The following is a 23,164-nucleotide window of genomic DNA, read 5'->3' as shown; positions in this document are numbered from 1 at the left end:
GGTAAATATGAAATAATAGGCTCATTCCGTCGACTGAATGAAAGCGCTAAACTTTTTAAGCGGACCGACTTATTGATATAAGTATGACACCCTGGAAGGGGGATTAAAATCATTAAAATAAACAAAAAGTATAATATTATTAGCTTTAAAAATATAACATTATTAGCATTTTCATTTTTTTTGATTCGTGAATATCATACTTATTTCCAGCCTGAATTTTGAATTTATTGATCATTACGACGTTTTTATGCTATGGTTTATATAATAAAATTGATTTGAGGTGGCAGAATTGCTATACATCCATTTCAGTTGTCCTCCTTTGCCTCATCTTATCGTCGGGGGGATATCGCTGTTCCGAAAAGGAGATCTTCACGAACGTCGCGTTCTTGAGCATACCTTTGACCTGATATTCGTCTTTTCGGGAGCTCTTTATCTGGAAGAGGATGGGCGCAAATATACGATCGAGCCCGGCCAATATTTAATTTTGACACCTGGCAGCTTGCATAAAGGCTACAAAGCCTGTACTTCCGATACGACCTTCTCCTGGGTTCATTTTTATACAACGGGAGATTTCTTCTATTCCGAGAATCCCATCACACATGTCGATTCCAAAATGAACAAAACGAAATACTATAAAAAAGATGTATTTTATATTTCGCTTCCCCAATACGGAAGGATTGACGACAGTCTGCACGAAATCCTCAAGAATTATATGGACAGCATTTCCCAAGTCAAAATTGACAAATATCATAATGAGAAGCTGTTTTATTCATCGACAAAATCCCAGATCGAATACCAGCAGTTATTTCTGAAAATACTAACGATTTTTTGCGATTTACGAGAACACGAAAAAGAAAAGGAACTGGCTGAGGAAATTTTCGATTATTTTTCTTCGCATTATCAGAACACTTTCGATTTGAACGAGCTTGCCGCCCAGTATTCCTTTCATCCGGCTCATATCATTCGCTCCGTAAAGAAAAAATACGGACTGAGCCCTTTGCAATTGCTGCTCTCCATCAGGGTCCAAAAAGCAATGAAGCTCCTGGCAGAAGAACGTCACTCCGTCGGGGAAATCGCATCCCTTGTCGGCTTTACCGACTCTTCTTACTTTTGCAAGCAGTTCAAAAAAATCACTTCTGTAACGCCTTTGCAATACCGCAATCAGACGCGACAGCAAGGCTTTGATACATGAAAGGAGGAAAGAACATGTCCACAATTAAGGAAGTTTCAGATAGTACAGGCATCTCTGCTTACACGCTTCGTTATTATGAACGGGAAGGTATACTACCTGGTGTTAAACGTGATCCGAGCGGAAATCGCTTATACGATGAAGAAAGCCTGGAGTGGCTGTATTTTATTCTGGCGCTGCGGTCGACCGGTATGCCGCTTGTCGAAATCAAGCAATATGTGGATTTATACCTGGAAGGCGAAAGCACACTCAAATCTCGCAAACAAATGATGCTTAAACATAAGAAAAAAGTAGAGAAAGATCTCTTGCAAACTTACAAATATTTGGAGCAGATCAATTACAAACTGGCGTTATACGATGTGCAGGAAAAAGAATTATCGAAAATGATGCCCTAGACCAGCCTCATTATAAGTGTTTCTATCGGAACCAAGCGTGCTCATCGGAAGGGTCACACGCTTTTTTGGGCAAATTGCTTAGAGCCTACTCTAAACAATTTGCCCTTGTTTTTTCCCGTTTTTGGTGAAATTTATTTTAAATTTTCATATAAACAGCGATTATTCAAGGTTTCTCAACTTGTGCCACTGATTTTGACCAGGGCTTGACTTACAGTTGACTCCACTTGGTACTCTAAAGTCGAGCCAGTAACGACTGGCTATAAAAAACAAAGGGGAATCCGATATGAATACAAAAGTAGCCATCATCACAGGCGCCAGCAGCGGAATGGGGGCAGCTACGGCCAGGCTCCTTGCTAAAAACGACATAAAAGTTATGCTGGCAGCCCGCCGTGAAGACCGTTTACAGCAGCTGACGGATGAAATCCGCAACACTGGAGGTGAAGCCAGCTACAAAGTGACGGACGTAACCTCTCGTGCCGACGTTGAGTCGCTGGCGGAAGCAGCAATAAAAACCTACGGCCAAATCGACATCATGATTAACAACGCTGGGATCATGCCACTTTCGTTTTTCAGACATTTAAAGGTAGATGAATGGGAACGCATGATTGATGTGAACATAAAAGGCGTCCTCTATGGGATGGCAGCAGTGTACAGGCATATGGAAGAACGCAATGAGGGACATATCATTAATTTCTCCTCTATTGCAGGACACTTGACCTTTCCTTCCAGCTCCGTCTACAGCGCAACCAAACATGCAGTCCGGGTGTTCACGGAAGGCATGCGGACAGAAATGGGAGCCAAACAGAATATTCGGACGACCCTCATCTCCCCTGGTGCAGTGGAAACCGAATTGTACAGCACTATTACCGACAACTCGATTTATCCTACATTGGAGAAATTAGGAAGTCAGGAATGGGACCAACTTGACCCAGGCGACATTGCCAACACCGTGCTGTTTGCGATCCAGCAGCCGACTAATGTGACAATAAACGAACTGATTGTCCGCCCCACGTCACAGAGCTTATAATCCGTAACAAGTAACCCTTAATTTATATAGTTGAAGTGCTTTTTATCCATACAATTAGTTCACCTAATCGGTTATGATACCAAGTTCTTGTCCTCTGCCAGGGACAAGAACTTGTATCGTTAAAACAAAAAAGCCGCCACTTTGGCGACTTTTTATGCGACTATGTCTTGTCCTCCGATATCAGCGGCTGAAAAATTCAATTTTCCCACATATTCATCTACATTATTTCTAATTTGTTTCCGGATTTGGATAATTAATTACCAACATTTAGAAGTTATTTTCAAAAACCTTTAGAAAAATAACCTGTTTAGCTTGAATCTTGATCTATCTTTGAAGTAGCATAATAAAAAACTGACATTGTCCAATTTCTGGTCCTACCCCTCTTAAGGAGTGAAAATGCTATGTGCGCACGAACGGTAAAAGCGAATACAGGGAATGTAATCGGTAGCTATTGCAAATGGATCGCAGCTGGTATGATTTTAACTCTCACGGGATGCTCACTTGCATCCGCCGCCCCTTCGTCCTCGTCCTCAAGTAAAATCAATAGTGAACCCACCTCCTCCCTGGTTACATTTCAATTGCAAGAGGCTACGATTACTCAGATGCAGGACGCGATGAATTCAGGGGCACTGTCGAGTGTCGAGCTCACAGCCATGTACCTTAACCGGGTATATGCTTATGATTCTAGTGGCATTCGGCTGAATTCCATCCCTGTCCTGAACCCTGACGTACTAAAAGAAGCCGCTCAGGCTGATCAACTAAGGGCTCAGGGTATTACTACCAAACCTCTATTAGGCATACCCTACACGGTTAAAGACAGCTACCAGGTTAAGGGACTCACTGTCGCTTCTGGATCACCGGCTTTCAAAAACCTGACCGCAAAGGACGATGCCTTTACAGTAGAAAAGATACGCGAATCCGGTGGTGTGCTGATCGGCAAAACCAACATGCCGCCAATGGCAGCGGGAGGGATGCAAAGAGGCGTTTATGGCCGTGCTGAAAGTCCATACAATTCGGATTATTTGGCTGCAGCCTGGTACTCTGGCTCCTCTAACGGATCCGGCGTCTCAACAGCCGCCAACCTTGCTGCATTCGGCATGGGAGAAGAAACGGTATCTTCTGGAAGATCACCAGCATCTAACAATGGTTTAATTGCCTACACGCCATCGCGGGGTCTGATCTCCATTCGTGGGAATTGGCCGCTCTTCCCTATACGGGATGTCGTTGTCCCGCATACGAGAACTGTCGAGGACATGCTGCGCTTGCTTGACGTGATCGTTGCAGAGGATAAGATCACCAAAGGTGATTTTTGGCGAGAACAGAAAGCCGTTCAGTTACCTTCTGTCAACAGCGTCCGTCCGAGATCCTATTTAGAGCTGCGAGACACCCAAGCTTTGAGGGGTAAACGTATTGGCGTTCCGAAAATTTATATCGGTAAGGACCATGAGAGCTCAAATCCAATCAAATTCAGACCTTCGATACAAGTATTATGGGAAAAAACTGCAAAGGATTTAACTGCTCTTGGAGCTGAAGTTGTGGAAGTAGATTTCCCCCTGCAGGCGAATAGCGAGAAAGACCGTGCAACAGCAAAAACACCTGAGGAGCGCGGTTTGATGCCAGTAAAATGGCATGATAAGGAATTCGGGCTGCTTAATCCTTATGCGGCTGAGGAATTCCTCAAAAGTGTGGGCGATCCGAACTTCCCGTCATGGGCTAATATCGACCCTGCAACCGTTTTCCCGAATCCGCCAGGTTCGGTAGATGCCAAACGTGGCAGGGATCTTGGTCGATATGACGCGTTCATTGAAACCATAAAAAAAGGGGTCACCCCATACGAACAAATTCCACAATTTTATGAAGCACTGCAGGGGCTTGAGAATGTTCGAAAGATTGATTTTGAGGATTGGATGAAGCAAAACGACCTTGATTTCATAGCGTTCCCGGCAAATTCCAATATCGGCAAAGCCGATTCCGATGTGAATGAAACGTCCTATGAAGAAGCTTGGGAGAATGGAAACTATTTCTCCAATACGAATTACATTTTGCGCGAATATGGGATCCCAAGTGTGTCCGTAAGCATGGGCGCAATGAAGGATACCGGTATGCCCGTTAATCTGACGATGGCGGGTGCCGCATACAGCGATAATGACCTGTTGCGTTACGCTTATTCCTATGAGCAGGCGACAAAAAACCGTCCTATCGCAACGCGTACACCAGCGCTTGAGAATGAAACCTTCTCCTATAACCCGCAAACTGTGCTCCCACCCTCTAAACGCAAGGAAACAGAAGTCCCTGTGCTTAAGTTGAATGCCTCGATCAAGGACGATGTTCTCGCTTTGGACGGTTCAGTCACAGATCAAAGCGCTATCGCGCAGCTCAAAGTTTATGTCAATGGCATTCGTGTCGTTATTACAGAAGATAAAGCCAATTGGTCAGTAGCACTTCCTACCACTAAATACAAACAGGCTGGGACCTCCCAAGCCGATACGCTGCATATTCTCGTGCTGGCCAAGGATATCTACGGAAATACCTCTGCTCAAGTCAAGTCTGTCACTTTACCCCAATGACGAAGGACATCATCAACTACCCTACATGCGTTCACCAACCTAATAAAACCAGGATGTAAACAGATTGTTAACCGGTTTATAGATCATTATGACCAGTAGCAATGGGCTCGGCACATTGATCTTGTACAAGGAGCAGACCACCGCACCAATGCCCATGATCCAGAACAAGCCCCAGACCAGATAGTCTCGGCGCCTGCTCCCTCGTCTCAGCAAAGGCACATCGATGATCGCACAAGCCGCCGCTGCAGCCAGAAAAAGCAGTAACACCATTGCGCTCACTCCTTAATATCTTGAAGAAAGGATTTGTCTGTAATGCCAATCCGGTTAATCGTCACGCTGGCTTTGTAATGGATGGGGAGCGATTTTAGGTAATTGTCCCCTTTTTCCCTTTGCAGCCTAGCCCAAGCTTGGGGATTGGCACGATAGATCAACTGTCCAAAGCCCATTGTATCCGTATTGTAGCGCTCATTAATTTGCTCAACTGCCGTTTTCATCCGAAAGATAATTTTTTCTTCCGATTTTCTTTCCAGCTCTGTAATCACGCGCTCTGCCTCCAGATTATCTTTGCTCATGACCTCTTCAACATTACACAAGGCCTTTACATGGATGTAAATATGTGGTTTGCCGTCTATAAACTTGACTTTACGTTTGGTATCTGTATGAAGTGCTTCAATAACGATGGGTCGTCCGTCGTCTCCTTTTACAGGCCCTGAGCTTTTAACAACATTATTGGTGACATAATTGTAGCCGATCGTCTCGTTATCACTTAACCACCCGATCATCTTATCCTTCCGGAATACGGCTATATTACTGTAACGTAATCTGACTGGAGGCGAGCTATCTTCCACATTGCTCTTCTTTTCGCCCTCACTGACACTGCCGGACAACTTCACTCCGGTCAACACCGGATTCTTCCCCTCGTACAGCAAATCTTCAATAAATTGGTTCAAAGGAACAGCGACTGTTTTTGCCGATGCCTTATATGATTTGTCCAGGGAATTATACAATTTACTTGCTGGCAATTTCTCTAGTGGGGTAAGGACCTTCAGGACATCTTCGGCAGTGGTGTCTTTGGCGACCATAGCGTAGAAATCATTACGCGGCTCGCGGCTCCGCTTCAGCATATCAAGTACCTCGCCAATTCCGGCCCGGGCAAGCTCCTCTCCGATGACCAGTATACGGATATGCCCATAGTAGCTGGCTCGCGCGCTTTCGAGACTGTACTTGCGCTGGGCTTCATAGATCGTGGGTACCGTGAAGGTAGATACAATCACCGGCACCCCGCCACCTCCCGCCCCTCCTGCCGTCTGCGAGGCAATTGCTGAAGGAATAACCACCTGCAGCGTAACCTTATAGCCAGATTCAGCCTTATCTAGCCCCATTCCCAGCACAAAAGCCATTTCGTTTAACTCCTGTCTTTCCCAGCAACCGCTGATCAGCATAGGGACCAAAAGGGCAAGCAGCAGTCGCGAAACAGTTTTACGGTTTTTTGGGCTCATCTGCCGACTCCTTTCGCTTGGCTGTGCTTTGACGATCAAGGTTTTGAACCAGATTTTCTGCCGGCCTTGTCTTTAGAAGCGGCCAGGGAAAGCGGAAGATGGAATCCTTCAGATCATTTGAACGGTATGGCCCGATCGGACTCATATAGGGCATGCCAAAAGAACGCAGACCCGCCAAATGAAGCACGATCAAAAAGATACCGAATAGAATCCCGTATAATCCAAGAAAACCGGCCAGACCGATAAGTAGAAAACGAATGATTCTTGCAGCGATCGACATACCCGACTCTGGCATGACAAAACTGGCTATAGCTGTAATGGACACAATGATAACCATTGCTGATGAAATAAAACCCGCTGCAACCGCCGCCTGGCCTATGACAAGTGTTCCAACAATGGATATCGCCTGCCCTATATTTTTTGGAATTCTTACTCCTGCTTCCCGCAGAATCTCATACGTTAATTCCATGAGCATCGCCTCCACAAATGCAGGAAAAGGAACGCTTTCTCTCTGTGCAGCAAGGCTGATAACCAGATTGGTAGGGATCATCTCCTGATGATAAGTCGTAACCGCCACATAAAAAGAAGGGGCAAGCAACGTAATAAAAAAGGAAAGAAAACGAATAAACCGCAGCAAGGTAGCGATATCGGCCCGCTGATAATAATCTTCTGCAGATTGAAAAAAGGCGACAAAAAAGGTAGGCACCAGCAGGACAAATGGTGTTCCATCTACAAGAATCGCCACTTTGCCTTCGAGGATTCCCGCTGCGATAGTATCCGGGCGGTCGCTGTTATAGATCGTGGGGAACGGCGTAGCAGCCGTATCTTGAATAAACTCCTCGATATATCCGCTCTCCAGAATACTGTCTGTATCGATTTTGGCCAATCTGCGCTTTACTTCCTGCACCAGGTCAGGGTTTGTGATGTTGGTGAGATACATAATAGATACGCTGGTTTGAGTCACCCTACCGATCTGGAAGGTTTCCAGCCACAATTGGCTGTCTTTAATCTTCCTTCGAAGCAATGCCGTGTTCGTCCGCAAATTTTCCGTGAACCCTTCCATCGGCCCACGCACAACCGATTGTGAGCTGGGTTCGCCTACATTGCGGTCCTCCCATCCAGGCAGTCCGATCCGCAGGGCGCTGGAGGTTCCGTCAACCAGCACCATGATATTACCGGATAGCAGCTCATGAACAAATTGTCCAAGGTCATGCGTGACGGACAGATCCCCCGCAATCAGCACACGTTTTCGCAAAAGCTCCATCTTCTGATTCGCATCAAGATCTCTCAGTTGCTCAGGGGCACAGCGTTCCTGAAGTGAAAATAATATGGAGTTATGCAGCACCTGTGTGTCCACAAGACCGTCAATATAAAGCAAGGCGATATGCGTAGACTCATCCAACTGCAGCTCTTTAGTGATCAAATCGTTGCTTGTCCCGAGCAGTTGAACCAACTGCGCCACATTGTCCTCCAAGCGATGTGATAGTGTGCCCATAATTGTATCCTTCATGTCGCAACCTCCGCATTCCGTGAGCAAGCTGCAGATAGTATGACAGAAGAAGTTGATAATTATTCCTCCACATCCCTTTTCGACTATCAATTAATAATTATGTAATAAAATCACATACTAAAGGAAATGACAAAAGGAAATTTGAAGGGCAGTTTGCAACAGATTTGGAGGTATCTCATGAATCTTGAAAAAGATCGGATCAGTACAGCTCAAATGATGATGCTTGCGCTTTTCTCACTCATCGGGGAAATGGCGCTTGTTTATCCTGCGGCAATAACAACAGGAGCCCACCAGGACGCATGGATTGCCGGCTTGATTAGTATTCCGCTAGGACTTGCATGCGTAAAGCTGATGGTATCTGCATCCAATATTGATCCAACTAAAACGATTATCGAGCTTTCATTACAAGTATTAGGAAAATGGGTGGGTGGAGTTGTAGCGTTGAGCTATTTATTCTTTTACCTGATTGCAACCTCCACCTATGTCAGAGAAATCGAAGATTTCATGTGTACACAGATTTACGAGGCGACACCCGGCGGGGTCATTCGCTTCATGGCGATTTTTCTACTGGTGTATGGCTTGCGGCTGGGCCTTGAAACGCTGGGAAGAGCAGCCCAGATTTTTTTCCCTTTCTTTGCGTTTTTTCTGATTTGCCTAATCATTCTCCTCTTCCCCGATGTCAAGATAGAGCGTATCTATCCTATTTTGAATACACCGTTTCCTGACATGCTGCACACCATTATGTTCGGCGTATTTTATCCCTTTGGAGAAATTTGCGTGTTCTTCATGGTGTATCCCTATGTCCGTAAACAAAGCAATACAAGCCGCAATTTATATTTCTCCCTATTGATCGGGGGCGTTGCACTCAACCTCATTTTGTTTCTCTCCCTGACAGTACTCGGGGCATATTTCTCAGAGCACGAATTTTACGCTGCCTATATTCTTGCCCAGAGAGTCAACATTGCCAATTTTTTGCAGCGGATTGAGGCGTTAATGGCCACCACGTGGATCATTAGCACCTATTTCAAGACAGTGCTGTTCTTCCACGCATTTGTCTTGGGGACAGCTCAGCTATTAAAGCTTAAATCCTATCGGCCATTGATCTTTCCAGTGGCGTTTATGATTTACGGACTGTCGCATCTGATTGCGAAAGATATTATTTTCTACGTCAAGGAGATCCCAGCCTACTGGGTAGATTGGGACCTTACCTATGCCTTCGCTTTTCCATTAATCCTGCTCGTTGTTCATCTTATTAGGAAACGTATCAACAAAAAAAATCAGACTACGTAACCCATTCGACACACGCTCCCATCATTACGGTGATTGATTGAAGGGAAACTGCGAAGTCTAGTGTGGAAATCCATCAACTTTCAGAACTAAGCCATAAAAAAAGTTGTCGCCGAGGAACTCTCAGCGACAACTGTTCGGTAGGTATATCCGTCACCATGTACAGAATTATCCGTAACTTGCATCTCTCATGCTTTTCTGTGCAACCCCGGTACGATACGCCGCTTCAATTACGGCATCTCTAACCTTTTTTACTACTTCCTGATTAAATACGCTCGGGATAATATACGTTTCGCTCAGTTCGTCATCTGTAACGACGGATGCGATCGCTTGTGCAGCCGCAAGCTTCATGGCTTCATTGATTTCACTCGCCCTGCAATCCAATGCGCCGCGGAAAATCCCCGGAAAGCAAAGCACATTGTTGATCTGATTGTGACCATCGGACCTCCCGGTCGCCAAGACCTTAACGTAAGGTTTGGCCAACTCGGGGTCAATCTCTGGAATCGGGTTCGCCATAGCAAAGACGATGGGGTCCTTCGCCATAGAACGAACGTCATCCACCTTTAGAATGTTCGGAGCCGATACGCCAATAAAAACATCCGCATTCTTGATCACTTCGGACAAGTTGCCAGTTTCCACATTCGGATTCGTTATTTGAGCAAACTCAGTCCAATAAGGATTATCGTAATGTGCATTCCGATGAAGAGCCCCATTACGGTCCACCCCGATCAAATTTTTCACGCCGGCGGACAGCAACATTTTTGAGCAAGCGATACCCGCTGCACCGATGCCGTTGACAACGACCTTAATCTCCGACATTTGCTTGCCGGTAATTTTGAGTGCATTCAACAGACCCGCTAACAGGGCAACGGCTGTTCCGTGCTGGTCATCGTGAAACACCGGGATATCTAGCTCCCGTTTCAAACGCTCCTCAATTTCGAAGCAACGTGGTGCCGAAATATCCTCCAGATTGATGCCACCGAATGCCGGAGCCAGTGCCTTAATGGTTCGGACCATTTCGTCAGGGTCTTTCATGTCCAGGCAAATCGGAAAAGCATCCACGTCTGCGAATTGCTTGAACAACATAGCCTTGCCTTCCATCACCGGCATAGCCGCCAATGGTCCGATATCACCTAGCCCCAGAACGGCCGTTCCATCGGTAACTACCGCAATCGTATTGCGTTTGATCGTCAGCGAGTAGGCTTTGCTCGGCTGTTCCGCAATCGCCGTACATATGCCTGCGACACCGGGGGTATACACCCGTGACAAGTCGTCACGGTTCTTCACCGATATCTTAGAGGCAATTTCAATCTTCCCGCCCAAATGTGCAAGGAAAGTCCGGTCTGACACATGAATTATTTTGACACCATCTAGCTTCTGAAGCGACTCGCTGATCAATTGGCTGTGTGCTTGATCGAATACGTTCACAGCGATATCGTGAATCGTGCTCGTGTGATCGGACGAGATGACATCAATCCCCACAATATCTCCGCCCGTTTTTTCAATTATTGCAGCGATATCGCTGAGGGGGGTTCGTCCTTTTTCTTTTTGAATCCGAAATAACATATAAGTGCTGGCTCCGCTTGACACTGACATTTTTTGGCACTCTCCCTTTGTTTTCGTTGAGCGTTTATTGCACGCCTCTCTTTAATTCTTTTCCAATAATTCTGCTCCTGCGATACCTGGATTCGTCATCTCATATGGGTTAAGAATGATCTCAAGCTCCTCTTCCGTCAAAACGTTATAAAGAAGGCACAGCTCGCGTACCGAACGCCCCGTTAAAATCGCCTCACGCGCGATTCTCGCGACTGTCTCATAGCCTAAGTGCGGGTTGAGCGCCGTTATAACCCCTACACTTTTCTCCACATACTCTTTACAGCGCTCCACATTTGCTTCGATTTCCTCCAAACAATACACGCGGAATACGTTGAACACCTGATTCATCATACTCAGCGATTGCAGCAAATTGAACACGAGCACAGGCTCCATAACATTTAGTTCCAGCTGCCCCGCTTCGGAAGCAAGGCAAATCGTATGGTCATTGCCGATAACCTGAAACGCCACCTGATTCACTACCTCCGCCATAACCGGATTGACCTTGCCCGGCATAATGGACGAACCGGGTTGGCGTGCTGGCAAGCTCAATTCCCCCAGCCCGGTGCGCGGCCCGGAGGCAAGCAAACGCAGATCATTGGCAATTTTCGACATGTTGATCATGCAAACTTTTAAAGCGGCGGACACCTCAGTGTAAGCATCCGTATTTTGTGTCCCGTCCACCAGGTGCGTGGCATTGGTAAGCGGCAACCCGCTGAGCTCGGCAAGATATTCAACGACCCGTTTAATGTATCGGGGATCGGCATTTAAACCAGTACCGACGGCTGTTGCACCCATGTTAACTTCGTACAAATGGTCACGAGTCTGACTGATCCTCTTGATATCACGTTCCAGCACTCTGCTGTAGGCCTCAAACTCCTGTCCGAGACGGATCGGTACGCCATCTTGCAGATGAGTACGGCCCATTTTGATAATCCCGTCGAACTGTACAGCTTTAGTCTGAAATGCTGCGAGCATCTCCTTCATCGTGACGATCAGCTTATCAATCAAAGAAAGGGTTGCAATATGAATCGCCGTGGGAAAAGCATCGTTGGTTGATTGGGCCATATTCACATGTGTGTTGGGGCTCACTTTGAAATAATCCCCCTTGGTTCCCCCCAGCAGCTCGATCGCCCGGTTGGCGATAACCTCATTGGTATTCATGTTGATGGATGTGCCTGCTCCGCCTTGAATAGGATCAACTATAAATTGGTCATGCCAATTACCGTCCATGATCTCTTGCGCTGCCAATACGATCGCATTCCCGATATGTGGATTCAATTGCCCAATCTCCATATTAGCCAACGCCGCCGCCTTTTTAACCGTAGCCATAGCACGAATTAACGATTCATGGATACGATAGCCTGTGATCGGAAAATTTTCTAATGCTCGAGCAGTTTGTATACCGTAGTAGGCTTGAGATGGAACTTCTTTTTCTCCAAGAAAATCTTTTTCTTTACGATATTCATTCATGAGTTTTTAACTCCCTTACTTCTAAATTTCAAAGTCTCATTTACAACACATGCTCCCGGTAGGCAACATCTACAACCTTCTTGGCTAAAATATAAGTTGGATCTATTACTTTAATCCCGTCTACTTCATTCAAGACAATTGGAATCTCTGTGCAAGCTGCAACAACGGCCTCCGTTCCTTTGGCAATCATCGTTTGAAATGCGTTCACCAATAAACGCTTGCCTTTTTCGATATGTCCAGCTTTTACTGAATAAATACCTTCCATTACGATAGCTTGTGTAATCTCATCAGGCTCCAACACAGTAATACCTTTCTCACGGAGAGCGTTTTGATAAAGCAGCGTTTTCAATGTACCGTCAGTCGCTAACAATGAGACACGTCTAATACCAGCCTCGCCTATGAAACTTGCAGTTTCTTTGGGCATATTAACAATCGGAGTCCTAACGGTTTCTTGAATGTTTTGCAGATAATAATGTGCAGTATTGCAAGCGATTACAATCAAATCTGCACCGGCATCCTCCAATCTCTTGGCAGATTGTTTCATAAAGGGAAGGGGATCACTGCCTTTACCCATTATGGCTGATGTACGATCCGGAATCTGAGGATAATTATCAACGATCATATGAATATGATCCTGGTCATTTTGGGCAGGGGTTAGTCGAATAATTTTGTTCATCAAATCGACTGTTGCGAGCGGCCCCATCCCTCCCATAATTCCAACAGTTTCTATCATGAAGATCCCTCCACTTTTTTCTTTTGCACATTAAGAGTATAAATCTTAAGTGGAAAGCAGTGTATATCAAGAGAATTTATTCAAATATAGAAATCCTATATATTGGGCAGAAACAATTGGAAAGCAATAAGGATAAAGTAATTTATTTTTGAGTATCTGCTTTTCCATGATCAAACTGGCCTTCCCATTTGGCAATAACGACTGAAGCTATACCGTTACCTACCACGTTAACAACGGTTCTCGCCATATCGAGAATACGATCGATTCCAGCAATCAGCGCAACACCTTCAACAGGAAGCCCTACGGAATTTACGGTAGCTAGCAGAACAACCAGGGAAGCGCCGGAAACACCAGCCATCCCTTTGGAGGTTAACATTAATACCACCACTATGCTGATCTGTGACCAGATCGGTAAATTGATACCATACATTTGTACAATAAATAGAGTAGCCAGCGATTGATACAGTGCAGAGCCGGCCAAATTAAAAGTATATCCGGTAGGAACGACAAAGGATACAATCGATTTTGGGCATCCAAATTGTTCCATCTTAAGCATCAGTTTCGGTAGAACGGCTTCCGAGCTTGCGGTCGAGAAAGCCAGAATAATTTCATCCTTCAATAATTTTAAAATTTTCACAATGCTGGTGCCACACATTTTTGCTACTATGCCTAATACGACAAGCACAAACACAAACATGGACAAATAGAGTATAATTACCAGTTTGCCAAGCGGTATTAAAGAGGAAATACCAAATTTAGCAACTGTAACACCAATCAAAGCAAACACACCGAGAGGGGCTAATTTCATGATCTGATTGGTCATCCAGAACATCGCTTCAGAGACGGCTTCCAAAAAATGAATCACCGGTTTACCCTTTTCACCAATTACAGAAATACCGACCCCAAACAGTACAGAGAAGAAAATGATGGCTAGCAAATCGCCGTTTCCCATAGCTTGAACGATGTTTGTCGGAACGATATTAACGAACGTGTCAGCCAGACTGTGATGACTAGCGTTTTCTGCGGTATTTACATATTGGTGTATATCAGTTTTGGCCAGATGCGACATATCAATGCCTAATCCTGGTTTGAAAAAATTCCCCGCGAACAAACCTATAACTATTGCTACAGTAGTTATAATTTCAAAATACAGAATCGTTTTAAAGCCTATCTTCCCCAATTTTTTCATATCTCCAGAGCCCGCTATACCTACTACAAGAGAAGAAATGACAATAGGCAAAACAATCATTTTAATCAGACGGATAAATACATCACCAATCGGCGTCAAAATGTCCGTTACTAGAGGATTTCCGTAGAAAATGGCACCCACTGCAATGCCTAGAGCCAATCCGATAAGTATTTGCCATGCTAGTCCTAACTTTTTCATCCTTAATCTTCATCCCCTATTATTAGATTGCGGTCAGAAAAGTGTAATCGCTTACATTTATTTGGACCTGCAATTATTCTAAATTATAGGGTGCCATATAGAAAATTAAATGTATTTTATTTCTATATAGGATAAATCTATATAGAAATAAAATAATAGACAGTCGTTATATTCCCAACAGTTGAAAACCCTAGACTAGTTATAGTCAGCTATTTTTTTATAAAATATTCTATATATGCAGGTTTATGGTTTCCTTTTGCGTAGATAAAGTCAATTTTTACATCGAATCTCCCGGATGAGACTAATGGCACACGGAATAACTGCCCGCTTTCCAGTTCTTTCTTCACACAATGCTCCGGTAAAAAGCTAATTCCCATGCCATTTACCACTAAATTTTTTGCAGCCTCCATACTATCCACTTCAAGAACCACATTTGGCTTTAGATTTTTAGATTCAAACAAGCCATAAATCATAAGCCAGTCTACCGATCCATAATCAAAAAAGATGAGCGGTTCTTCACTGACTTCTTCAATAGTTACCTGACTATTGAGCAATAGGGGATGGTTGATAGGGACAAACAATCCGATTGGATCATGACGAAATATCTCTGATTCAATTTGGGGATGTGTAACTGTTCGAACCATTCCGAAATCCACCTCGTTGTTAAGAACCTTGTCTAATATATCATTAGAATGTCCGGTTAGAATTTTAACGTTCACATTGGGGAATTTAGTTTTAAAAGCGGGAAGAATTTCAGGGATAATGAAATTCGCGATTGAGGTAGCACATCCAATTTTCAATTTATCAACCGTAAGTATTGGTTGGTGCAACATTAATTTGGCTTCCTGATAAGATTGTAAAATGTTTTGTGCATATGGTAAAAACGACTTTCCCTTTTCATTTATTGAGATTTGCTTCCCAGAACGATGAAATAATTCCGCATTAAGCTCACGTTCCAGGGAGTGAATACGGGCAGTTACAGAAGGCTGGGTAAGATAAAGTGCCTCAGCTGCTTTAACAAAACTCCCTAAATGAACAGCATAGACGAATGCCTCAATATTTTCTATATTCAAAACGATAACCACCCTTCTTCTCATCTAATCTTTTTTTAGAGACCTTCCACATTCATACTCCTATGCTAATATAGCATATCCTTCTCTGTCTTTCTCGATTAATTATTTTCATTTTCTTACCAAGAAATTATCAACTACAGATGAGCTAAGAACAATACAAAAAGCCGCCATTATGGCGACTTCTTAGATGTGTATATTATTTCTATTTTTTACTTTTTTAGAGTTTCCTTTTCCCTATAGCGGACTTAATTTTCCCGAAGCCGTTGCTCGATCTGTTTATTAATCTTATTGCGTAAATGCAGCAGATAATCCGCAGACCGTGGATAACAGGAAAAAGTCAGTTCTTGCTGCAAATCCTCCTCAATCAGCGACAGCACGAATTCCCTGCTGCTCAGGCTCTCCAAATATTGCAGTGCACGCAAATCCGTCAGTGCATCCTGCAGCACCACCAGCCTTAAAGATTCCAGCGCAGTACCGTCCTCAGAAGGATATACCAGAAAACTGTCTCCAGAAGGAAAAGTATCAAGGGCAGCCGTATCCACATATGGGTTCAGCTTTTTCAGAGAATACTGGGAATTATAGAAATTGAATCCCCAATGCAAAAATCCCTTGATCCGGTATTTGTACATTTGAACGCCCAAAATACGGTTGCGTGAGGAGGGCATGGCCAAAAATCGATTACTGACATGCAGATTTTGACCGCAGCAATAATACACCCACAAATTGGAGGCACCTTCATCAATAAAGTTGTGGATCGTATCGCTTCCGGCCACCGGCTGGTCAATAATCCCCCGGCGATAAAATTCCACATCACTGATAGCATCTATAATTGGAAAGCCTTCGAGATAAGGAGCAACGAATTGTTTGGCCTCCAGATAGGTGTGCAGGTTGCCGGCCACCGGCTCATCAGAGATATGAAACAATGAACGTTCAGCAATGCCTAGCTGGTGCAGTCGTTCCGTAAGCGCCGGCAAAAACGCTGCTAGAAAGCTGCGAAACTCTGGATCATTTGCTGGTGTATGCCAGCCGAAGCGCTGCTCGGGAACACCACCAACCTCAACGATGATCTTAGGAGCATACTTTGCTCCCCATTGACTGAACAAATGCGCCATTTCAAAATGGGTAATGCCCACCGCTTCGGATATCTGCACCCATTTGTCCAGCTTATCAAAGCCAAATCGGTAGCCGTTCACATCATATGAAACGTCCACAAGCTGTATCGTGGTGCGTTCATTACCTATAAACGTATCCAATGGAGGCGTAAACAGCGGGGTCAGCAGCACATTGATCCCCCGTTTGGCCGCCGTTTGAATAAAGTTGCCGAGAATGCGCCAGTGTTCTTCCCCAAACACCTCAACACCGTAGTAATCCGCCAAACAATCCCCATGAAGCCACTCGGTATGAAGCAACTGTTGCTCCGGTAGTACCCCCTCCATAATATGGATGGTCATCCGTTGACGGTTTACTACTATACCTTCCGTAGCTGTAAACTGAATTATAACCGGATATTTCCCCGCCTTTGCAGCCTTTGGAACCGTCACCTCAATCCACAGACTCCTCCACTGATACGGTATGAACTGAAGCATTCCGTCAAAAGGCTCAAGCACATCGGGGAACAGCCCTGCTTCGGTCGTCAAATAATGATCATCCGTTTCAGCATAAGCTGGGTACATAGACGGAACGCATTTGACCTGGCGCACGTTCACTAGATCACTGATTGGCGACAGCACCTCCACCTTGACCAGTGGATTTTTGGGCAATTGAACCGTCGCTTCCATCTGGCTCATATGATACGGACGCGTATAACGGTAAGCCAACTGGTAGGATATCGATTCATTTTTCAGCAAACCCAGCTCGTGCACTTCGGCCAGTTCCAGTGGCTTGTTAACCGGAAAAACCTTTTCGAGCGAACTGATTTGACGTACATCAAAATACTGTGGATCAAATGAAACAGTCATAAATTCTCTCCTCCATGGGCCGGTTGGTAACTATCCTTTGATGCCGCTCAATGCAATTCCTTGAATAAATTGCCGTTGTAGTACCTGATAAAGCAGGAACGGCGGCAAAAAAGTCAGCAATGAGCCAGCCATGACCAATCCATAGTTGGTTGTGTAATTGCCCTTTAGAATAGACAGTGCAAGCGGCAGTGTCCGCATCCCCTGGTCAGTAGTAATGACAAGAGGCCAAATAAAGTCATTCCATGTCGTAATAAACGTAAAAATCGTCAACGCTACAATGGCTGGCCGCAGCAACGGCAATACAATACTCATAAATTTACGTATTTCACCAGAGCCATCCATGTCCGCAGCCGCAAGCAGTTCATCCGGCACCTCTTTCATAAACTGCCGCAGTAAAAACACGCCAAAAGCGTTAATAACGGGCAAAACAAGCCCAATATACGTATTGAGCATATTCAGTTCTCTGATCAACATAAACTGTGGAATCAGCGTAGCCTGACTGGGCACCATCAGCGTCACAATGTATAGGAAAAACAGCGTCCGCTTGCCAGTAAACTGCTTTTTGGCAAACCCGTAAGCGGCCATTGCCGAGATAATCGCATTGAGTGCGCACGCCAGGCCAGAAGCGATTATACTGTTTTCCAAGTAACGAAAAAAATGAAAATGAATGAGGACGCGCCGGTAATTTTCCAAACCAAGGTCGGCAAGCTTCCATTGAAAAGAAAGCGTGCTGGATTGGGTGAGTGATAAATAGGCCATATATAGAAACGGAAGCAGCGCGAGCGCACTGAGAGCAGCCAGGACAACTGCCATGAAAATTCGAGTGTACCCAACAAAGTAGAGCTCTCGCGTATTTTGACTCATAGCTGTGCCTCCTTGTCTCGGCCAAACAACAGGCGCTGCAGCATCGTAATAACCATGATAAGGCATAAAAAGAGCACCGCGATCGCACTTGCATAACCCATACTGAGATCCTTGAAGGCTGATCGGTAAATCGTCAGCACCAGTGTCACCGTAGATCTTCCGGGCCCACCACCAGTCATCGTATAAACCAGATCGAACACCTGAAATGCCCAGATCGTCCCAAGCGTTACAACCAGAACCGTAATGGGCCGGAGCAGTGGTACCGTAATGTGCCAAAATCGGTACCACGCGCTCGCTCCGTCTACATTTGCGGCTTCATACAAGCTGGCAGGAATATTCAGTATGCCTGCATAGTATAGGACCAGAAAATATCCGATATTTTTCCACACGGTAATCAAAGCGACACTTATAAGCGCCGTTTGCGTCGTTCCCAGCCAGTTCACCTTGGGAATGCTCAAACCGTCCAGCAGCGTATTGACCATCCCTCCGTCTGTCATCAACAAAATGGACCAGACTGTGCCGATCAGAATTGTCGAGGAAATGACCGGGACAAACAGCGATCCTCTAACAAATCGGCTAAAACGACCCTGAAATTTCGCATGTAAAACCTCGGCAATAAGCAACGCCAGCACCGTCTGCAACGGAACAACAAGCAAGGTGAATAACAGCGTATTTTTCACGGAGGCCGCTACAAAGAGATCTGATAACAGATAACCGTAATTTCTCAAACCAATCCATTCCGGTTGCTGAATCATATTGTACTTTGTGAAGCTGAGCAGTACCGTCAACACAATCGGAATGATAGAGAACACCAGTATAAGCAAAAAACTGGGTAATACGAACAGCCTCCCTGTCCAAGCATCTATCGTTTTGTGTTTCATTTCTTCCCCTCGCTTAGCCCGGATCAACCATTTTATCTGTTATAAATACTTTTAGCATACTGGGCGGTATCCTTCTGCACTTCTTCCGGAGTAAGCTGCCCCAAAATCATCAGCTGTAGATTTTTGTACAATGCGTCATATATTTTGCTTGAGCCGTCAATCGGCGTTAACGTGTGAAATAATTGCGAATCCTTGGTATACAGCTTCTCAAATTTGGCATTATCATAGTACTTTTCGTTTTTGGAAATAGGAGGAGCGCTATAGATCACCTGATGATATGCTTCCATCACCTCGGGACTCGTCAAAAACTTGATCAGTTCTGCCGCAAGTTCCTTATTTTTGGCTGTGCGCAGCATGACCAGTGAGTCGGCCGCCGCGAAGGTCCCGCCCTGCTTTTGTGTTAGCGATGTTGTATAATCCCAGTTTAATCCTGCTTTATCGAGATCCGCGCTTAAGCTCGTTCCCATAATAGCCATTGCCGCCTTACCTTCAGGCAATAATGATTTGAGATCCTGTGTCGTGAGCGAGGTGGCCGCATCCGGAATGATCTTGTAGGTATGCTTCAAATCATTAAGAAATTTTATGGCTTTTAGCGCTTCAGGACTGTCCAGGGTCAATTCGGTCCCTTCCTTATTGAAAAGCTCGCCTCCAGCTTGCCACAAATACGGATAAAACGAGTGGTTAAGCCCGGTTATGGAAGGCTCACCCCATTCTTGTACAAAAGCGTACACCTCAGGGCTGTCCTGTTGAATTTTCTTGGCATAGGCAACGAGATCATCCCACGTTTTCGGAGGCTCGGTAAAACCTGATTTTCTGAGAATGTCCATATTGGCATACAGTACACTGACATTCCCCACAATGATAGGAACAGTATACTGTTTTCCCGCCACGGTCCCCTTATCCCAGTAAATATAATTATCCTTTTCTTCCTGTGTAAAATAATCATCAAGCGGTTCCAGCGTACCGAGCTTGATATAATCGCTCAGCATTTCCATATACATATAACCGACATCCGGTCCATTTTCCGATGAAATAGCCGTCAAATATCGTTCTTCATAGTTGGACCACGGAATAATCTCCAGCTCAACTTTTGCATGATGGGTCTTCTCGAACTTATCAAGCTGCTTCCGCCAAAATGTTTCATCAGAAACATCACCGGTAGAAAATGGAGGCAGCCATACCTTAATCGTTTCCACCGCTTCATTGTTGCCAGCGCTTGCCCCCTTCTGTTCGTTGTTGGTCGATTGGGCCCCACCTCCCGACGAACAGGCGGCAAGAACGAGCAAGAATGCATGTAGTAACAACAGCATCTTGCCAAACTTGACCGTACGCTTCGCGGCACCGTACTTCTTCTTCATGAAATCCCCCACATCCTTCTCTGATTAATAGGTCTTGCGTGATAACGATTATAGAAAGGGCTCACGAAGCCTGTCAACGAAGACAGAGCAGTGCAAAAATCGTTAATTTCCTTCGGCCGTAACTGCATCATTTGCATATAAAAAGCAAAAAAATGAGGTTATTCCTCATTTTTTCGGCTATAAATCCTGGTATTCTCATAGTAATTAACAAAATAGTTCGCTTATCCGTTACCATAACAATTCTGAGGTGGCGCCATGTCCGAAATTGTATATCCTCCACACAAATTGTAAATCAGCACGGATTCCCGAATGCTATTTCACCGTCTGCTTGTATTTCCCCGGGGTCATATGCTCGTACTTCTTGAAGACCCTGATAAAGCTTACATCGCTCGCGAAGCCCACCTCACGGGCGATTTCCTTGATCGACAATTGCTTGAGGTTCATCAGCTCCTTGGCCCTCTCCACTCGTACCTGATTTAAATATTCAACAAGTCCTAGCTGGTATTGCTCCTTGAATACCCGGGAAATATACGAATTAGACATTTGCAGCTGTTCTGCAATCATTGTTAGACTGAGCATCGCATCCCCATATTGGCTGTCGATAATCTCTCTGATTCTGCTGGCAAGCACGCCTCCGGACTCCTTTGCCTCGTCATTGCTCTGCCCTCGCGGATTGCTCGGCTTCTCCTCCACTCCTCCGAAATCCTGCAAGGGCTGTCTGTCGTGTGGTGTGTTCCATGCAGATTCTGCTGCATGCATCTGCCCTTCTACTTGCTCAACATAATCAGTTCCCTCAGTCAGTGCTAGTGCCGTGGCCGATTTTGCAATTTGGTTAAGCGCATTTTGGTAACTACGATATATATCTCGCTGCTCTATCGAAACAAATCCCTTTACACAGCTGTAAGGCAATTGCTGATCTGCAAGCCAATGCGACAGCTGCTTTGTAAACAACTCTGCTATCTCTTCGGTCTCCGAATTCGGTGCTCTATAGTTAAGAATAAACAGATAATTGGGGTAAACTGCTCCGTAAAACACAGTGAGTGTATCATCGCATCGATCGCTGACAAACTTCTCAAGCAGTTGCTGCTGCTGTTCGTCCAGCCTAACGGAATTGGCGTCCGAATACAGGATGATCGTACAGAAGTATTTATTTTCAAATCCCAAATTATGAGTACGCTGTACCGCGTCCAACTGCTTGTCTGTCAGTGCCGCGCCCGAGAGGATCGTCCTGACGAAGGACTCCTCGATAAATCGCTGCTTCTGTCTGAGCAGTAAAATGCCTGACTGGTTTTCCTCCAGCAGTTCATCCATCTTACGCGAGATTACATCATACTCATTGTCGGAACTGTCCTGCTGCCCCGGCTGCAATCTGCCAAGCAAAAGGCGCAACGGCCGAGAATTATAATGGCTCATATAAACGGATAGTACAATTCCGACCAAAAACATGCTGGCGATGCAGATCATCAGTAGACGGGTAATCGCTGTCTGAATCTTCAGGACGTTGCTCTTAGTATTGATCATATAATAATGAAGGCCGCGGAAGGCAGAGGGTTCCGTTATAATAAAATGCTCGTTCGATGCATAATAATTTTGGCGCAGCTGTGTGTACCCTTCCCGGTCGTTGTAATTTTGCACCAGCGGCAGCAGGATCTCCTCGCCATAGTACGCATATACCTTTTGCTCATCGTCAGTCAGTGCATTCAGCCGGTGGGGATATTGGGTATTTGCCGACTCTAATAGGGACTCCATATAGGACTTGCGGAGTTTAATAATCATCACGCTGCTTTTTTGCGAGTCCCTGTAAATGGCCCGACTGAACAGCAATTCTTTCTTCCCTTCATTGCTCCAAAAGAAAAAGGACATATTATCGGCAGCCTTCACCATGGACAGCCATCGGTTATATCCGGTTCTCTTTAGCTCATTTTGAAGCAGATAGTATGATATAGGACGGTAAATTCCCAAAGTGCCCAAAATATAATCTTGTTCGGGATAATAAATGTATATCTCCTCGATCATCTGATTGGCTATCATAAAGTTGCGCAGCTGATCGACCAATTGATAAGCAGACTCTGTTTTGATATTCCCGCCCGCATCCGCTTCAATCATACGTATAAGGGTACGATCATTCATAATTTTGCTGGACAAATTCGTTATTTGGCCCATCTGCTCATCAATCACATGACTAATAAAGCTGCTGTAATGATAATGGCTGCTGAGCGCTTCCTCGGTCGCTTTACTGCGGATCCAGAGCATAAATATAAGCACCAGCAGCATACTAATTGCAATGACGATCAGAAACGAACGAATCCACCTCAGCTTGACCCCCCGCACCGTAAATAGCTTCTTGCCAAACATCCGCACTCCTCCACA

18 protein-coding genes are annotated in these 23,164 nt (G+C 45.1%); 5 read left to right on the top strand and 13 right to left on the bottom strand.

All coding sequences use genetic code 11. The features are described 5' to 3' along the window. Positions 1–289: 289 nt before the first annotated feature. The 4 genes from WG8_RS12500 to WG8_RS12485 all read left to right on the top strand — a co-directional run bounded on the left by WG8_RS12500 (position 290) and on the right by WG8_RS12485 (position 5,178). Positions 290–1,192 carry a helix-turn-helix domain-containing protein gene (locus WG8_RS12500; RefSeq protein ID WP_007430545.1) on the top strand — a complete coding sequence of 301 codons (903 nt, stop codon included), beginning with the start codon at positions 290–292 and terminating at the stop codon, positions 1,190–1,192. A 14-nt stretch (positions 1,193–1,206) separates the two neighbouring features. Continuing rightward, complete coding sequence (locus tag WG8_RS12495; protein ID WP_007430544.1) at positions 1,207–1,584, top strand: MerR family transcriptional regulator; 378 nt, start codon at positions 1,207–1,209, stop codon at positions 1,582–1,584. Positions 1,585–1,867: 283 nt separating this feature from the next. After that, positions 1,868–2,611 (top strand): SDR family oxidoreductase, encoded by a 744-nt coding sequence (locus tag WG8_RS12490; protein ID WP_007430543.1) that lies wholly within the window; start codon positions 1,868–1,870, stop codon positions 2,609–2,611. Positions 2,612–3,012: 401 nt separating this feature from the next. Beyond that, a complete protein-coding gene (locus WG8_RS12485) occupies positions 3,013–5,178 on the top strand; it encodes an amidase (RefSeq protein WP_007430542.1) in 2,166 nt (721 codons plus the stop codon). Positions 5,179–5,217: 39 nt separating this feature from the next. On the opposite strand, the gene WG8_RS12480 is transcribed toward WG8_RS12485, so the two are convergent. From WG8_RS12480 to WG8_RS12470, 3 genes are read right to left on the bottom strand one after another with little or no spacing between them, the layout of a single operon-like run. Next, the gene (locus WG8_RS12480; RefSeq protein WP_007430541.1) at positions 5,218–5,448 is read right to left on the bottom strand and encodes a hypothetical protein; all 231 of its coding nucleotides are present in this window, start codon (positions 5,446–5,448) and stop codon (positions 5,218–5,220) included. Between the two features lie 5 nt (positions 5,449–5,453). Further along, positions 5,454–6,677, bottom strand: coding sequence for a Ger(x)C family spore germination protein (locus tag WG8_RS12475; RefSeq protein WP_007430540.1), 1,224 nt, complete (start codon positions 6,675–6,677; stop codon positions 5,454–5,456). Further along, positions 6,658–8,187, bottom strand: a complete 1,530-nt coding sequence (locus WG8_RS12470) for a spore germination protein (protein ID WP_007430539.1) — start codon at positions 8,185–8,187, stop codon at positions 6,658–6,660. Before WG8_RS12470 ends, WG8_RS12475 begins: the two co-directional genes overlap by 20 nt. A 177-nt stretch (positions 8,188–8,364) precedes the next feature. Here WG8_RS12470 and WG8_RS12465 point away from each other — a divergent pair, with 177 nt between their 5' ends. After that, positions 8,365–9,477: a GerAB/ArcD/ProY family transporter gene (locus tag WG8_RS12465; protein ID WP_007430538.1), complete on the top strand. Its 1,113-nt coding sequence runs from the start codon at positions 8,365–8,367 to the stop codon at positions 9,475–9,477. A gap of 165 nt (positions 9,478–9,642) precedes the next feature. On the opposite strand, the gene WG8_RS12460 is transcribed toward WG8_RS12465, so the two are convergent. The 10 genes from WG8_RS12460 to WG8_RS12415 form a co-directional block, all read right to left on the bottom strand. After that, entirely contained in the window at positions 9,643–11,070 is a 1,428-nt protein-coding gene (locus WG8_RS12460; protein ID WP_007430537.1) for an NAD-dependent malic enzyme, read from the bottom strand. Between the two features lie 51 nt (positions 11,071–11,121). Next, the gene (gene aspA, locus WG8_RS12455; protein WP_007430536.1) at positions 11,122–12,540 is read right to left on the bottom strand and encodes an aspartate ammonia-lyase; all 1,419 of its coding nucleotides are present in this window, start codon (positions 12,538–12,540) and stop codon (positions 11,122–11,124) included. 40 nt (positions 12,541–12,580) lie between these two features. Beyond that, on the bottom strand, positions 12,581–13,273 hold the full coding sequence (locus WG8_RS12450; protein WP_007430535.1) for an aspartate/glutamate racemase family protein: 693 nt from the start codon (positions 13,271–13,273) through the stop codon (positions 12,581–12,583). Between the two features lie 142 nt (positions 13,274–13,415). Then, complete coding sequence (locus WG8_RS12445; protein WP_007430534.1) at positions 13,416–14,660, bottom strand: cation:dicarboxylate symporter family transporter; 1,245 nt, start codon at positions 14,658–14,660, stop codon at positions 13,416–13,418. Between the two features lie 209 nt (positions 14,661–14,869). After that, positions 14,870–15,733, bottom strand: coding sequence for a LysR family transcriptional regulator (locus WG8_RS12440; protein WP_043891038.1), 864 nt, complete (start codon positions 15,731–15,733; stop codon positions 14,870–14,872). Positions 15,734–15,978: 245 nt separating this feature from the next. Then, complete coding sequence (locus WG8_RS12435) at positions 15,979–17,691, bottom strand: DUF4091 domain-containing protein (protein ID WP_007430532.1); 1,713 nt, start codon at positions 17,689–17,691, stop codon at positions 15,979–15,981. Positions 17,692–17,721: 30 nt separating this feature from the next. Further along, the gene (locus tag WG8_RS12430; RefSeq protein WP_007430531.1) at positions 17,722–18,555 is read right to left on the bottom strand and encodes a carbohydrate ABC transporter permease; all 834 of its coding nucleotides are present in this window, start codon (positions 18,553–18,555) and stop codon (positions 17,722–17,724) included. Further along, entirely contained in the window at positions 18,552–19,436 is an 885-nt protein-coding gene (locus WG8_RS12425) for a carbohydrate ABC transporter permease (RefSeq protein WP_007430530.1), read from the bottom strand. Before WG8_RS12425 ends, WG8_RS12430 begins: the two co-directional genes overlap by 4 nt. Before the next feature lie 32 nt (positions 19,437–19,468). Continuing rightward, entirely contained in the window at positions 19,469–20,794 is a 1,326-nt protein-coding gene (locus WG8_RS12420) for an ABC transporter substrate-binding protein (protein WP_007430529.1), read from the bottom strand. Between the two features lie 312 nt (positions 20,795–21,106). Continuing rightward, positions 21,107–23,149: a helix-turn-helix transcriptional regulator gene (locus WG8_RS12415; RefSeq protein WP_007430528.1), complete on the bottom strand. Its 2,043-nt coding sequence runs from the start codon at positions 23,147–23,149 to the stop codon at positions 21,107–21,109. Positions 23,150–23,164 lie beyond the last annotated feature (15 nt).

The sequence above is a fragment of the Paenibacillus sp. Aloe-11 genome (assembly GCF_000245715.1).
Taxonomy (GTDB): Bacteria; Bacillota; Bacilli; order Paenibacillales; family Paenibacillaceae; genus Paenibacillus; species Paenibacillus kribbensis.
This window is presented reverse-complemented; position numbering and strand designations above follow the sequence as displayed.

Coding starts and splice junctions, on each gene's coding strand:
- WG8_RS12495 (WP_007430544.1), top strand. CDS start 1,207: ATGTCCACAATTAAGGAAGTTTCAGATAGTACAGGCATCTCTGCTTAC.
- WG8_RS12490 (WP_007430543.1), top strand. CDS start 1,868: ATGAATACAAAAGTAGCCATCATCACAGGCGCCAGCAGCGGAATGGGG.
- WG8_RS12485 (WP_007430542.1), top strand. CDS start 3,013: ATGTGCGCACGAACGGTAAAAGCGAATACAGGGAATGTAATCGGTAGC.
- WG8_RS12480 (WP_007430541.1), bottom strand. CDS start 5,448: ATGGTGTTACTGCTTTTTCTGGCTGCAGCGGCGGCTTGTGCGATCATC.
- WG8_RS12475 (WP_007430540.1), bottom strand. CDS start 6,677: ATGAGCCCAAAAAACCGTAAAACTGTTTCGCGACTGCTGCTTGCCCTT.
- WG8_RS12470 (WP_007430539.1), bottom strand. CDS start 8,187: ATGAAGGATACAATTATGGGCACACTATCACATCGCTTGGAGGACAAT.
- WG8_RS12465 (WP_007430538.1), top strand. CDS start 8,365: ATGAATCTTGAAAAAGATCGGATCAGTACAGCTCAAATGATGATGCTT.
- WG8_RS12460 (WP_007430537.1), bottom strand. CDS start 11,070: ATGTCAGTGTCAAGCGGAGCCAGCACTTATATGTTATTTCGGATTCAA.
- aspA (WP_007430536.1), bottom strand. CDS start 12,540: ATGAATGAATATCGTAAAGAAAAAGATTTTCTTGGAGAAAAAGAAGTT.
- WG8_RS12450 (WP_007430535.1), bottom strand. CDS start 13,273: ATGATAGAAACTGTTGGAATTATGGGAGGGATGGGGCCGCTCGCAACA.
- WG8_RS12445 (WP_007430534.1), bottom strand. CDS start 14,660: ATGAAAAAGTTAGGACTAGCATGGCAAATACTTATCGGATTGGCTCTA.
- WG8_RS12435 (WP_007430532.1), bottom strand. CDS start 17,691: ATGACTGTTTCATTTGATCCACAGTATTTTGATGTACGTCAAATCAGT.
- WG8_RS12430 (WP_007430531.1), bottom strand. CDS start 18,555: ATGAGTCAAAATACGCGAGAGCTCTACTTTGTTGGGTACACTCGAATT.
- WG8_RS12425 (WP_007430530.1), bottom strand. CDS start 19,436: ATGAAACACAAAACGATAGATGCTTGGACAGGGAGGCTGTTCGTATTA.
- WG8_RS12420 (WP_007430529.1), bottom strand. CDS start 20,794: ATGAAGAAGAAGTACGGTGCCGCGAAGCGTACGGTCAAGTTTGGCAAG.
- WG8_RS12415 (WP_007430528.1), bottom strand. CDS start 23,149: ATGTTTGGCAAGAAGCTATTTACGGTGCGGGGGGTCAAGCTGAGGTGG.